Source organism: Mycobacterium sp. E3247, assembly GCF_001667785.1.
Taxonomy (GTDB): domain Bacteria; phylum Actinomycetota; class Actinomycetes; order Mycobacteriales; family Mycobacteriaceae; genus Mycobacterium.
The window spans coordinates 44739-58270 of the sequence record NZ_LZJG01000207.1 but is presented as its reverse complement, the minus strand read 5'-3'; the positions used below and the strand labels follow the sequence as shown (position 1 = coordinate 58270).

Here is a 13532-nt window from a genome sequence, read left to right as displayed (position 1 = left end):
GAGCTGGTCGACGGCGGCGCGCGCGTGAAGGACGCCTGCGGTGAGGTGGCCGCCGCCAATCCGGGGGTGCGCTCGCGCCAGCTCTATGACGCCGTCCTGCGGTCGCGCCAGGCCTGAGGGTCAGCCCGCCGAGAACGCGGCCGCGATCCGCGGCTGTCCCACGATCGGGGACGCTTTGTGCAGGCATTCGGCCCATTCCGCGTCGGGATCGGAGTCGGCGGTGATCCCTCCGCCGACACCGAGGACAGCGCCGCCCGTGGCGTCGAACTCCACCGTCCGGATGGCCACGTTCAGTTCGCACCCCGCCAAGGGTGAAGCCAAACCGATTGTGCCGCAATAGATTCCACGGCGATGCGGCTCCCACTGCGAGAGCAGCTGGCGCGCACGGTGTTTGGGTGTTCCGGTGACCGAGGCGGGCGGGAAGGCGGCGTCCAGCAGCGCGGACGTCGGCAGCTCGACCGGGACCCGCGCCGACACGGTGGACACCAGGTGCCACACGCCCGGGGCGCGTCGCACCACCAGTAACTCGGGCACGGTGACGGTGCCGACGATCGCCACCCGGCCGAGGTCGTTGCGCACCAGGTCCACGATCATGATGTTCTCGGCCACCTCCTTGGCCGACGCCCGCAGCGCCGACGGCCAGGCATCCAGCGGCAGGGTGCCCTTGATCGGGCTGGACGTCACCAGCGTCCCGCGCCGTCGCAGGAAGAGTTCCGGGGACAGCGACGCCACCGCGCCCCACGGCCCGGCGAGGTAGGCGGCCCGCGCCGGGGCAGTGCGGGCGATGCCGTCGGCGAAGAAGTCCAGGGGGGCGCCACTGGCCGTCCCGATGAACTGCGTGCACACGCACGCCTGGTACACCTCGCCGGCGCGGATGGCCTCCAGGCAGTTCAGCACGCCGTCGCGGTGGGCCGCCCGATCGGCCGGGGCCCAGTCGATGCGGCAGTCGCGCGTCGGCGGCGGCCCCGTTGCCAGGGCGGCGGCAAGCCAGTCCGGCATCGGCGCGCCGGACAGGCTTTCGTACCACCACCGGCCGTCCCGGTCGCGCCGCAGCACGCAGTCGGTCCAGCCGCCCGCGGCCTCGGGGATCCGGTTCGGCTCGGTGCCGGCGCCGGGATCGGGATAGGAAAGGTAACCGATCCAGCCGCCACCCACGGCTTCCGAGTCGAGCGACTGCGGGCCGGGCTGGACCGCGAAGGCGGCGTCCGCATCGACCGGCCGCACCGGCACGCTCGGCGCGATGACCGCCAGCGCGCCGAACCATTCGCCGGTCAGCGCGGCCGGCGGCGGCAGCCCGAGCCGGGCGGTGGCGTCCCCCACGGCGCGCAGCACCGCGGGGGCGGCGCCAAGGTCGCCGAGCCGGTCGATACGCACCGCCCTAGCTTGACAGAAGAGCGCCCGCCTAGCCGCGGCTGACGTCGCGCGCGGTCGCCAGCGCCGCCAGCTTGTCCGGATTGCGCGTCACGTAGAAGTTCGTGATCTTGTCCGCGGCGATCTCCAGGGTGATCACCCCCTCGAGGTGATCGCCCAGGTAGAGCAGCACCGCCGGGGCGCTGTTGCAGGTCACCATCTCGATGCGGAACTCCGCGAACTCGCTCGCCTTGCGGATCAGGCCGACGATGGCCCTGGCCACCCGGTCGGCGCCGACCACCGGCCGGCGTGCCGCGGACACCTTGCCGCCGCTGTCGGCCGTCCAGGTGGCGTCGGGGGCGAGCATCGTCATCAGCGTCTGGACGTCACCGCTGGCGGCCGTCTGGAGGAACTGGGCGGTGAGCCGCGCGTTGCGCTGCGGATCGGTCGCCTCGAACCTCTTCCGCCGCGCCCGAACGTGTTCGCGCGCCCGGTGCGCAACCTGGCGCACCGTGGGCGCCGGTTTGCCGACCGCCTCGGCGATCTCGCCGTAGTCGAAGCCGAACACCTCGCGCAACACGAACACCGCCCGCTCGTCGGGGCTCAGCGTTTCCAGCAGGACCAACATCGCCATCGAAATAGATTCCGCCAGAACGACATCCGTCGAGGCATCTTGCTCGTCGAGCAGCAGCGGCTCCGGCAGCCACGGCCCCACGTACTCCTCGCGCCGGCGCGCGTCGGCGCGCAACGCGTTGAGCGCCTGCCGGGTCACCAGTGCAGCCAGGTAGGACTTGGTGTCACGCACCGTCGACAGTTCGACCGCCGCCCACCGCAGGTAGCTGTCCTGCAGGACGTCGTCGGCCTCGGTGGCCGAGCCGAGCATCTCGTAGGCGATGGTGAACAGCAGCGGCCGCAGCACGGTGAACCGTTCGGCGTGCTCATTGCCGGCGGGCGCGTGCGTCATTGCAGCGCGACCTCGGCGGACTCCTGCGCGGGCCGCTTGCCGCCCTTGAGCCAGCGGTACGAGCCGGGCTTGGCGGCCTCGCGCCGAATGGCCCACAGGGTGCCCTTGCAGATGGCCTCCTTGATCGACGCAGCGGTCCGGCCGCCGATCGCCAGGTTCACCGGAGTGTCGTCGGTGTGGGCCAACTGCAGCGTGCCGTAGGTGCGGCCCAGGCTGATGCACTGGCCGACGAACGCCTGATTGAGCCGGGCCGGAGCGGTTAAGTCGATGCGGCTGAGCACGGTGTCGGCGGCCTGCGCCCCCAGCGGGCCGGCGGCCTGGCAGCTCATCCGTAAGGGTTGGCCCGACGGCGCGGCCGCGTCGCCCGCCGCGACGACGTAGGGGTTGTCGACGCTGGTCAGCGTCTCGTCGGTGAGCAGCCGGCCCAGCGCGTCGGTGCTCAGCCCGCTGCGCGCGGCCAGGTCCGGCACGGCGAATCCGGCGGTCCAGACCGTCGCCGCGCTCGGCAGCACTGCTCCGTCGCTGAGCACGACCGCGTCCCATCGCACCTCGGTCACGGTCGCCGATTCCAGCACGTTGACCCCGAAGCCGCGCAGGCGCTTGGCGACGGAACGCCGGCCGCGCCTGCTCAGCGACGGGCCGAGCGTGGCGCCGCACACCAGGGTCACTTGGCGGCCCCGTTCGGCCAGCTCGGCGGCCGTCTCGATGCCGGTCAGCCCGCCGCCGACGACGATCACGGGCGCGTCCAGCGGCAGGTCGGCCAGCGCGTAGCGCAACCGCTGCGCGCTTTCCAGGTCGGCTATCGGGTACGCGAAGTCGGCGAACCCGGGCACCGCAGCGGGTGCGGCGCCGGTGCTGCCGACCGCGTAGATGAGGTAGTCGTAGCCGAGCTCGCGGCCCGAGGACAGCAGGATGCGCCGGTCGGTGGCCTCGATGCGGTCGACGGCGTCGACGACCAACCGGATCCCGTCGGCGAGCAGGGTCGCGTAGTCGGCGGTCGCGGGGCCGGTGTCGGCGACCAACTGGTGCAGCCGGATTCGCTCCACGAAGACGGGGCGCGGGTTCACCAGGGTGACGTCGACGTCTTGACGTCGCCGGAGCCGGTTTGCGGCCAGGGTTCCGGCGTATCCGCCGCCGACCACGACGACATGGGTTTTCTGGGCGATCACCTCGGTCATTTGCTGTCTCCTGTTCTCGCGGGCCTGATGCCCTTGAGACACCGCGGGGTCCTCGAGCGTGACAGACCCGCCCACATTGTGACGCGCCTCACGGGTGCCGCTTGCGGGGTCGGGCCGGCCCGCGGCGGACCGGGGGAGGGACGGGTGGTGCGTGCTAGGCTGCGCTACGCCAATTCGTGACCAGCCCCGCGTCGGATACGCGCACCAGATAACCCAGGCAGTATGGGGCCACTTCAGTGTGCATCGGTGTGTGTTGGGAGAAGCAACCGTGAAGACGAGGAAGAGCACGCTGGCCGCTGTCGTGTGCGCGGCGGTGGTGCTGAGCGGATGCGGTGGCAAGAGCGATCCCGGTCCACTGTCCGCGATGGTCAGCCCGGCCATCCCGCCCAGCGCGCAAGAGATCCCCAACCCGCTGCGCGGCCAATACGAGGAAGGCTTGAATCCGCTTTTCCCGCAAGGCAATCCCGCTCAGCAGCGGTACGCCGCCTGGCCCGCGTCGTACGACGCCAGCCTGCGGGTCTCGTGGCGGCAGTTGCAGCCCGTCGACCCGCGCACGCTGCCGCCCGACGCGCCCGACGACCGCAAGTTCGACTTCAGCGCGATCGACGACGCGCTGGCCAAGGTCGGCAGCCGAAACATGCGGCTGATCCTCGGCGTGTACGCCTACAGATCCTGTTGTAACGATTCCTATCCCAACGGCACCAACATCGCGATCCCGGACTGGATCCGCTCCGCGGCCACCAGCTACCCCCCGGCGCCGAACGGGTCCACGCCCGGTGTCACCCAGGTGGTCCCGAATTGGAACGACGCCGACTACCTCAGCAACTTCGGGCAGCTGCTCGCCGCGCTCGGCCGGCGCTACGACGGCGACGAGCGCCTGAGCGTGTTCGAGTTCTCCGGGTACGGCGACTCCGGCAAGACCAGCCTCGCCTACCTACGGGACGCGCTCGGTGCGCCGGGGCCGGCGCCGGACGACAGCCTCTCGAAGTTGGGCTATTACAGCCAGTTTCGCGATCAGAGCATCACCAAGGCGTCCATCGGGCAGCTGGTCGCGGCGAACGTCGGCGCGTTCGGCCACACGCAGTTGGTGGTCACCGGGCAGAATCCGGAGATCGTCCGCGAGTTGTTCGCCGACGACGTGACGAAGAAACTCTCCGCTCCGGTCGGCATCCGCGCGGATTGCCTTGGCGTGCAAGCGCCGCTGCCGGAATGGGCCGAGTCCAGCGACTCGCACTACGTGCGGTTCAACGACGCCGCCGTCAACGCGATCAAGCAGCGGCTCACCTCGGCGCTGGTGGTCAGCCAGTGGTGCGGATTGCCGAACGGGACCGACCCGCGGTCGTACTACGAGAAGGCTCTGCACGACGTCGTCAGGTATCACGTCTCGATGACGTCGAGCTCCAACTTCCCCGACCGGGATGCGACGTCGGCGATGGACCCCAAGCTGTATCTCCTGTGGGCCAAGGCCAACGCCTCGGCCGGCTACCGGTACTCGGTGGAGGCCAAGCCGGGCTCGCAGTCGATCCAGGGCAAGGTGGCGGCCATCTCCGTCGTCTGGACCAACTACGGCTCGGCGGCGGCCACCGAGCAATGGGCACCCGGCTACAAACTGGTCGACTTCTCCGGAGCGGTGGTCCGTACCATTCCCGCGACGGTCAACCTCAAGACGCTGGTCCACGACGACTCCAGCTCGTCCCGCGAGGAGGCGGTGCCCGAGTCGGCCACCGAGTCGGTGCGCGTCGACGTGACCGGCCTGGCGCCCGGGCACTACACGCTGCGCGCATCCGTGGACTGGCAGCAGCACAAGCCCGGCGCCTCCCACGTGGTGAACTACGCGCCCATGGCGCTGGCCCGCGACGGGCGGGACGGCTCTGGCCTGTATCCGATAGCCACCCTCGACATCGCGAGCGACGCGGCGGCCGCCAACGGGTCCTAGCGCCTCGATGACGGGCCGACGGCCCTCGTTCGCGCCGGCCGGCAGACCCTCGCCGGAAGTTGTTCGTTAGCCCGGATGGGGCGGGTACCGCGTGGTAGGTTTTGCTGACCAAAACCGAGCGTGACCTGCCCTGGTCCGAAAACATCCGACAGCCACACACGCGAACCGAAGGGGTACGTCGACGCGCTGGGCGCGCATCCGGCGGGGTTCGTCGTCATGACCGTCCCCCGATCGGGCAACCGTCACCACGGTGGCCGGCCCCGTGGGATGTATGCCCGTATCGGAGGAGACCGTGCCACGCAGCCTGGACCTGGTCGTCACCTCCGTCGCCACCCAGTTGATGGAGGCCACCGCCGCCACGGCCACCCTGGTGAGCGAAAAGGTGCTCGCGCAACTGGTCGAACAGTTCGACGTGGACGCCAGCTTCCTGCGGCACCTCGACCCGCACACCCGGACCTCGGCGCTGGTTGCCGAGTGGCCGCCCCGCTCGGACGCCGCGGACCCGGATCCGACGGCCTTCGCTCAGCTGGACATCGCCGAGTCGGTCCTCGCCCAGTGCGGGCACGGGCACAAACCGGTGGTGATCCGTCCGGCGCAGTCCAAACGCTATTTCCGGCGGAGGCTCGGCGGGGCGAAGGTGGCCGCCTCGCCCTCGGTGGCGGCCGCACCGTTGGTCTCGGGTGAGACGACCACCGGCTTGCTCGGCTTCGTCAAGTTCGGTGCCCGCAAGTGGGAGCAGGAAGAGATCAGCACGCTCGAGGCGGTCGCTGCGCTGTTCGCGCAGCTGCAGGCCCGCATCGCCGCTGAAGAAAAGCTTCGTTATCTCGCCGAGCACGACGATCTGACCGGCCTCTACAACCGTCGCGCGCTGGTCGCGCATCTGTCCGGACGGCTCGCGACGGGATGCGCCGGGCCCGTCGCGGTGATGTACCTCGACCTCGACCGGCTCAAGCCGATCAACGATTACCTTGGCCACACCGCCGGTGACTGGTTCATCCGGGTCTTCGCGCAACGCATCCGGGTCTGCGCCCCCGACAGCACGATCGCCCGGTTGGGCGGTGACGAGTTCGTCGTCGTTCCCGACCAGCCGATGTCACCGGAGGCCGCGGAGTCATTCGCCCGGCGTCTCTCGGCGATGCTGTGCGAGCGGCTGGCCATCGGCGGCCACGTGATCAGCCGCACGGTCAGCATCGGGCTGGCGGTGGGGCAGCCGGGACGGGACAACTGCACCGACCTGCTCCGCCGCGCCGACGAGGCGGTGCTGACGGCAAAGCGCGGCGGCGGCAACCAGATCGCGGTGTCCACCGACGACATGTCCCTCAAGCGCGCGTTCCGCAACGACATCGAGCTGCACCTGCAAGGCGACATCGGCAGCGAGGCGCTGCTCCTGCACTACCTGCCCGAGATCGACCTGTCGACGGGCGCCGTCGTCGGCGCGGAGGCGCTGGTCCGTTGGCGGCACCCGATCTGGGGCCTGCTGCTACCGGACTCCTTCATCGGGATCGCCGAATCGACCAACCTGGCGGCGGAGTTGGGGCACTGGGTGATGCGCACCGCGTGCGCCGAATTCAGCGGTTGGCGGGCCAAGGGCGTCGGCCAAGGGGCCGTCATGCGCATCAATGTGTCGCCGATCCAGCTCATCACCCGGGGTTTCGTACGCGACGTCGCCGCCACCATCGACGAGTTCGGCCTCGACGCCGGCTCGGTGTGCCTGGAGATCACCGAGCGCGCCGTGGTGCACGACATCGAGACCACGCGAAAAACCTTGGCGGAGCTCAAGGAAGTGGGGGTCCAGCTGGCCATCGACGACTTCGGTACCGGCTACGCGGTGTTGTCGCACCTGAAGTCCCTGCCGGTGGACATGCTCAAGATCGACACCGGCTTCGTGCGCGACCTGGGTAACAACGCCGGCGACCTGGCGATCGTTCGCGCGATCATCGGTCTGGCCGAGGCGTTCGGTCTGGAAGTCGTCGCCGAGGGAGTTGAAACGCCGGTGGCGGCAATGACTTTGATCCAGCACGGGTGCCGACGCGCGCAGGGTTTCCTGTTGTCGCGTCCTGTCCCCGGCGAGGCGATGGAAGCCCTGTTGTCCGCGCGCTGGCTGTCGCTGCCGTTTTTGGCCAACCGCAAGGCGTTGCCGGCGGGCGGCATCTAGCGTCGCGTGGGCCTACCGACCCTGGGGAATGAACACGAAATTGTTGACGTAGACGCCGCGAGGCGCCCAGTCGTTCTCCCGGTCGCCGACGTTGGATGGGTCCTGGTGCGTGCGCGGGTCGAAGTCGTCGATCGGCCGTCGAACGCCGTCGAGGTCGAAATACCCGGAGTAGCCGGACTGGCGTAACAACTCGGTGATCTCGGCAACCGCGCCGGGGTAATGGCGTTGCTCGGCCTCCACCATGATTGCGGGCCGGTCACGCGCGAGTGTCTTTGTGGCGCCGCGCAACACGGCGAGTTCATGGCCCTCGACGTCGATCTTGATCATGCCGACGTCTTGCAGGTCTAGATCGTCGAGCCGCTTGATGGGGACCTCGATGCTGCGGATCCCGCTGTTGTCGACGTCGCTCAGGACATTGGTGGTGTCGATCGTGCTGCGGCCCGGCTCGGATTCGACCACCCTCATCGTCCCGACGCCGGCGGTGTCAGACAGCGCGACCGCCTCCACCCGTACGGGAACGCCTGCGGCGTCGAACATCGAGGCCAGATCGCGGGCTTGCGCGGGCCGGGGTTCGAACGCGATCACCGATCGCGACGACGCCAGCATGGCGATCGTGAACTGTCCGACGTCGGCGCCGATGTCCAGCGAGATCCGGTTCGGGTCGCACAACGAAACCGCCAACTGGATGTCGGTACGGCTTTCCCCGAGGCGTTGCAGGATGCGGTATTTCCGCCGCCAGAAGAAACCCGGCGCCAGTGCCTTGACGGCGGGCGCCAGCCGACGCGTGGCCGATCGAACCAAAGGCATCGTGCGGTCTCCTGAGCGATTCTCGGAGGGATCAGCCGAGTGGATTGCGCGACCATACCAATTTGAGCGGCCCGACGTAGCGGTGCCCGGCAAGGAACCCGCTGACGCCGGCCGCCACCCAACAGTGGCCGGGATATGCATCGAAGATGTGCATGATTGACCGATGATGTGGGGCAGCGTTGCATCGTTGCCGATTTCATGTGGCGCGCTTTGGGTGGAGAGCGCCAGCGACCGGAGAGGTGTCAGTCCTTGAAGCTGATGGAGGGCCCACGTTCGGCGAGCGGAATGCCGACCCCGCCGACGTCCGTGTTCGCCAACACGGCTGGGACGTTGCGCAAGACCACCGTGCTCGTCGCCGTTTGCGTGACGCTCTTGTTGAACGGGTGTGGTGGCCGCGGAAACCCCGAGTTGGTGACCGCGATAATCAGCCCCGCGATACCGCTGGCCGTCCAGGACGTACAGAATCCGCTGCGCGGCCAATACGAAGATCTTTTGATCCCGTTGTTCCCGCAGGCCAATCCCGCGCAGCACCGGTACCCGGCCTGGCCCGCATCGGATGACGCCAGCCTGCGTGTCACGTGGCGGCAGTTGCAGCCCACGGATCCCAGCACGCTGCCCCCCGACGCCTCGGACGACCAGAAATTCGACTTCAGCGTGATCGATGACGCGCTGAACAAGTTGGCCGGCAGAAACATGCGAATGACCCTTCGCATCGTCGCCTACCACTCCTGTTGTGACACTGTGTTTCCGAACAACACGAACATCGCGATCCCCGACTGGATGCGATCGGCCGCCACCGACTACGCCGGACCGGAACGGTTCTGGTGGACGCCCGGGGTGGTGCAGGTGGTGCCGAAGTGGAACGACCCCCGATACCTCGACGCCTTCGGACAATTGCTGGCCGCGCTTGGGCGACGGTATGACGGCGACGAGCGGCTCAGCGTTTTCGAGTTCTCCGGCTACGGGGATTGGAGCGAGAACCACATCGCGTATTTGCGCGATACGCTGGGCGCCCCCGGTCCTTCGGCCGACGAAAGTGTCGCGAAGCTGGGCTATTACAGCCAGTTCCGTGATCAGAGCATCACGATCGCGTCGATCAGGCAGCTGGTGGCGGCGACTGTGAGCGCGTTCCGGCGGACGCAGTTGATCACGACGCTGCTGAATCCGGAGATTGTGCGCGAAATGCTTTCCGATGAAGTCACCAAGAAAGTGGCCGCGCCGGTGGGTGTGCGGGCCGATTGCCTGGGCGTGATCGCGCCGTTGCCCGGGTGGGTCGAATTGGACGGCTCGCGTTATGTGCAGCAGAAGGATCCGGTCATCGCCCAACTCAAAGATCGGTTGCTCACCGCGCCGGTCATCACCGAATGGTGCCTGTTGCCGAGCGGCACCTCGCCACGGTCCTACTACCAGAAGGCCCTACACGACGTCATCAAGTATCACGTCGCGATGACGTCGAGTTGCGACTTCGCTGACGCGGAATCGTCGACCCCGATGGACCCGGCGCTGTACCTGTTGTGGGCGCAGGCGAACGTCGCCGCCGGGTATCGGTACTCGGTCGAAGCGCGTCCGAGCCCGCAACCGATACACGACGGTGTGGCGACGATCGCCGTGACGTGGACCAACTACGGTTCTGCCGCCGCGATCGAGAAGTGGGCTCCCCGCTATCAACTGGTGAATTTCTCGGGCGCGGTGGTCCGCACGCTTCCGACGATCGTCAACCTGAAGACGCTGGTCCACAACGACGCCGGCGGCAACCCCGGCAACGAACCGGTCCCGGCGTCGTCGACCGAGTCGGTCAAGCTCGACGTGGCCGGCTTGGCGCCTGGCAACTACACGCTGCGGGCATCGGTGGAATGGCAACAGCACAAGTCGGACGCATCGCACGTGGTGAACTACCCGCCCATGCAGTTGGCGCGCAACGGACGTGACGGTTCGGGCGGCTACCCACTGGCAACGGTCAACATATCGCGCGACGTGCTGACCGCCGGCCCCCGAGCGTGACAGAGCGCCGCGATTGTCACGTCCGGGTTTTCGAACTGCAACGGATGGCCCTGGAGAATCGCTTTTCGGGCAAACGCCGCATGACGATGCTTCAATAATGTTCAATGTTTTAGCCCATCCGATAACCGACCGGATGGATGCTTCGCACCCGCCGAAGTTTTCAGAAAGGCCGTTGGTCGATGGATTTCCGTACCTTTGTCCGGATTCTCGTCGCGCACTGGAAGCTGGCGGCGGCCGCGGTGCTGGCGTGTACGGTCGGCGCGGCGGCCATCACGGCATTGCAGACCAAGCATTACCAGTCGTCCACCACGGTCCTGATCTCGTTCTCCGGCGCCACCGACCTGACCGAGCTGTACAACGGCACGCTCACAGCGCAGGAACGGCTGTCGTCGTACGCCCAGATCGCCGGCGGCCGGACAGTGGCCGACCGCGCGATCAAACAGCTTCAGCTACCGATCAGTGCCGACGACCTGCTGACCCAAACCCAGGTGAAGTACACCGCTAAATCTCAGCTGTTCACCATCACCGTCAAAGACACAGATCCGAAGCGGGCGGCAGCGCTGGCGGGGGCGCTGGCCGACCAATTCGCCGCGATCATCCCCACGTTGGGCACGGTCTCGCGTCCGGACGCCCCCAACGCGGGCCCCCGGCCCGAACCCACGGATGCGACGGCGCCGCCGGGCCAGCCCCGGGAAACCCCGGGCGTGCAAGAGCAGAACGGAAAGCCGTTGCCGGTGGCGCGGGCGCGGGTGGTGGAGCCGCCCCAGGTGCCCGATCACCCGGTCACCCCGGCACCGGTACGCAACATGGCGATGGGCCTGGTCGCCGGCGTGCTTCTCGGCATGGCAGTGGCGCTCACCCGCGAGGCCAGCGATCGCACGGTGCGCACCCGCGAAAAGCTGGAAGAGCTGTCGGGCCTGCCGACGCTCGGCGAGTTGCCGCGCCGGCGCGGCGGGGCTCCGCGGTTCGGCACCGACGGCACGTTCGACGACGCCGTGCGGGACATGCGTACCCGGGTGCGGAGGGCGATCGGCCCCGACGGTCGCCGGGTGCTGGTGGCGTCACCGTTCGGCGGCGAGGGAACCACGACGACGGTCCTCAACCTGTCCCGGGCATTCGCCGAAGTCGGCGACGACGTACTGGTGGTCGAGGGCGACACCCGCCGGCCGGTGATCGCCGGTTCGCTGAAGGTCGAATCGGGAGAGGGCTTGGCCAACGCGCTGGCGAACCCCGAGATCGCGGCCGAAGCCGTGAAGCCGACACCCTTCCCGAGGCTGTTCGTCCTGGCAGCACGCGCGGCCCGCCGGGAGACCTTGCCGTGCTCCGCCTACCCGCCGGAAGTGCTTGACGCCGTGCTGGGGGAGTTGTCGTCGCGATTCGACCGGATCCTGGTCGACGGACCGCCGGTGCTGGCGACGGCCGACGCGGTCTTGCTCTCCGGCGCCGTTCAAGCGACGGTGCTGGTGGTCCGGGCGGGACGCACCACTACCGACGAACTCAAGGATGCGCTGGCAACTCTGCGCGCGGCCAACGCGGAGCTCGTCGGTACGGTGCTGACCGACGCGAGGCTGTCGCTGCACCGCCGGGCCGCCGCCCAGGCCTACCGCACGAAGGCCAGTCCGTCGACGTGATTTTCTACCTGCGCAGTCGGCACCGCATGGCCATGAGCGCAGCTTCGCTGGCGCTGTTCCTGTTCGGATGTTTCGTGTTCGGCGTGCTCTCGGTGCGACTCACCACCGAGGGCATCATGCTGATCGCCGCCACCTTCTGCCTGGTCGTCTACTGGGTGAGACCCGAGGCGATGGCATGGGTGGCGTTGGTGGGCGCGTTCGCGGCGCTGCCCCAGGGCCTGCACGTCGGCAAAGTCGTCGGCCCCGCGGTCATCTACTTGTACCTGTTGGCCGCGATGCTGGCGATCGGCTACCTGATTCCGATCGTGAAACCGCGATTCTCCGATTTCTGGTTGCCCGGCGTGTTCCTGGTCGCGATCGTGATGTCGACCGCGGCCGGATTCGAGAACGGGCAGGACGCCGTCATCGTGCTGCGCGAATCACTGTCCATGCTCGAAATCGTCGTGGGTTTCGTGCTGGCGATGTTGGTGGTGTACGGCGACTACATCAAGTGGTCGATCCGCGTCACCGCCGGCATCCTGTGGTTTTCGGCGGGCATGGCGGTCGTGAGTTCGCTGCATGCCATCCGGCTGGCGGGCAGGGCCGAAAGTTTGGGGGCGGCGACCGGCGCCGATCAGGCTGTCCGGATCATCCTGACCACGCAATCCCCGGCCACCGCGACGCTGAGCGCGTTGGTGGCCGCCGCCATAATCGGCTGCCTGAGACCTGCCACGCTGTTGACCCTCGGCCCGCCTGCGCTGATCATTTCGCTGCTGTCGTTCTCGCGCAACACGCTCATCTCGATGGCCGTGGCGGCGGGGGCGGCTGTGTTGGTCAGCCTGAGCATCCCGACCGTGCGCCGGACCGCGGTCGTTGCCGCGATCTTCGCGGCGGTGATCGCAGTGACGTTGCCGGGATTGCTGTTCTTGCTGCACGGTTCGCAAGCCGGCGCGTGGCTCGCCGACCAGTTGACGGCCTTCAACGAGCGGGTGCTCGGCGGGGTTTCGTCCAGCGCGCTCGCCGTGGACGAATCGGCGCTGGAGAGGCTGCGGGAGAACGCCCTGCTGAACCGCTCGATCGCTCAGGCGCCCGTATTCGGCCATGGCCTGGGTTACGCGTATCAGCCGCCGAAAGGTGACGACGAGTTTTCCGCGAAGTTCTATCCCGCCTACTCACACAACTTCTATCTGTGGTGGCTGGCGAAAGCGGGTGTGGTCGGCATGACGGCGTTTGTCGTCTTCGCGCTGATCCCGTTGATCAAGGCGGTGCGCTGCCGGACCGCGGCGGCGAAGGTCAGCATGGCGGTCAGCGCCGGCCTCCTCGCGATATCTTGGGTGTGGCCTTTGCCCGAGATGCCATCGGACTCCTTCGCGCTGGGCATCGCGCTAGGTTCGGCGATGGGGTTCGCCGGCTTACGCGACAGAAAACGCGACACCAACCCCGCGGTCAGCCCCGACTCGGCCGCGCTCACGGCATCATCCGGGGCCCGCTGAAGTGGGCACGTCGAGCGGACGGCCCGTGTACCTTGACG

General features: G+C 68.3%; 9 protein-coding genes and 1 pseudogene. 6 read left to right on the top strand and 4 right to left on the bottom strand.

The genetic code is table 11. The features are described from left to right. Positions 1-117, top strand: a pseudogene (locus tag A9X04_RS30355) (16S rRNA (cytidine(1402)-2'-O)-methyltransferase); the annotation flags it as partial. Between the two features lie 3 nt (positions 118-120). Here A9X04_RS30355 and A9X04_RS11425 read toward each other — a convergent pair. Genes A9X04_RS11425 through A9X04_RS11415 form a run of 3 tightly spaced genes read right to left on the bottom strand, consistent with a single transcriptional unit; the run spans position 121 to position 3492 of the window. Continuing rightward, positions 121-1374 (bottom strand): aminodeoxychorismate synthase component I, encoded by a 1254-nt coding sequence (locus A9X04_RS11425; RefSeq protein WP_067920358.1) that lies wholly within the window; start codon positions 1372-1374, stop codon positions 121-123. A gap of 28 nt (positions 1375-1402) precedes the next feature. Continuing rightward, a complete protein-coding gene (locus A9X04_RS11420) occupies positions 1403-2314 on the bottom strand; it encodes an RNA polymerase sigma-70 factor (protein ID WP_067920356.1) in 912 nt (303 codons plus the stop codon). Further along, positions 2311-3492 (bottom strand): NAD(P)/FAD-dependent oxidoreductase, encoded by a 1182-nt coding sequence (locus A9X04_RS11415; protein WP_067920353.1) that lies wholly within the window; start codon positions 3490-3492, stop codon positions 2311-2313. The genes A9X04_RS11420 and A9X04_RS11415 overlap by 4 nt, the downstream gene beginning before the upstream one ends. Before the next feature lie 268 nt (positions 3493-3760). Between A9X04_RS11415 and A9X04_RS11410 the strand changes: the two genes are divergently transcribed. Together A9X04_RS11410 and A9X04_RS11405 are read left to right on the top strand one after the other, a co-directional pair. Next, complete coding sequence (locus A9X04_RS11410) at positions 3761-5428, top strand: hypothetical protein (protein WP_231985706.1); 1668 nt, start codon at positions 3761-3763, stop codon at positions 5426-5428. Positions 5429-5720: 292 nt separating this feature from the next. Then, positions 5721-7583, top strand: coding sequence for a bifunctional diguanylate cyclase/phosphodiesterase (locus tag A9X04_RS11405; protein ID WP_067920372.1), 1863 nt, complete (start codon positions 5721-5723; stop codon positions 7581-7583). Positions 7584-7595: 12 nt separating this feature from the next. Here the strand turns inward: A9X04_RS11405 and A9X04_RS11400 are convergent, their stop codons facing one another. Beyond that, positions 7596-8390 (bottom strand): FkbM family methyltransferase, encoded by a 795-nt coding sequence (locus A9X04_RS11400; protein WP_067920351.1) that lies wholly within the window; start codon positions 8388-8390, stop codon positions 7596-7598. Between the two features lie 285 nt (positions 8391-8675). On the opposite strand from A9X04_RS11400, the gene A9X04_RS11395 reads away from it, so the two are divergent. The 3 genes from A9X04_RS11395 to A9X04_RS11385 all read left to right on the top strand — a co-directional run bounded on the left by A9X04_RS11395 (position 8676) and on the right by A9X04_RS11385 (position 13494). After that, the gene (locus A9X04_RS11395; protein ID WP_231985707.1) at positions 8676-10391 is read left to right on the top strand and encodes a hypothetical protein; all 1716 of its coding nucleotides are present in this window, start codon (positions 8676-8678) and stop codon (positions 10389-10391) included. Between the two features lie 179 nt (positions 10392-10570). Further along, positions 10571-12022, top strand: a complete 1452-nt coding sequence (locus A9X04_RS11390; RefSeq protein ID WP_067920349.1) for a polysaccharide biosynthesis tyrosine autokinase — start codon at positions 10571-10573, stop codon at positions 12020-12022. After that, positions 12019-13494, top strand: a complete 1476-nt coding sequence (locus A9X04_RS11385; RefSeq protein ID WP_067920347.1) for an O-antigen ligase family protein — start codon at positions 12019-12021, stop codon at positions 13492-13494. The genes A9X04_RS11390 and A9X04_RS11385 overlap by 4 nt, the downstream gene beginning before the upstream one ends. The last annotated feature ends 38 nt before the right edge of the window (positions 13495-13532 follow it).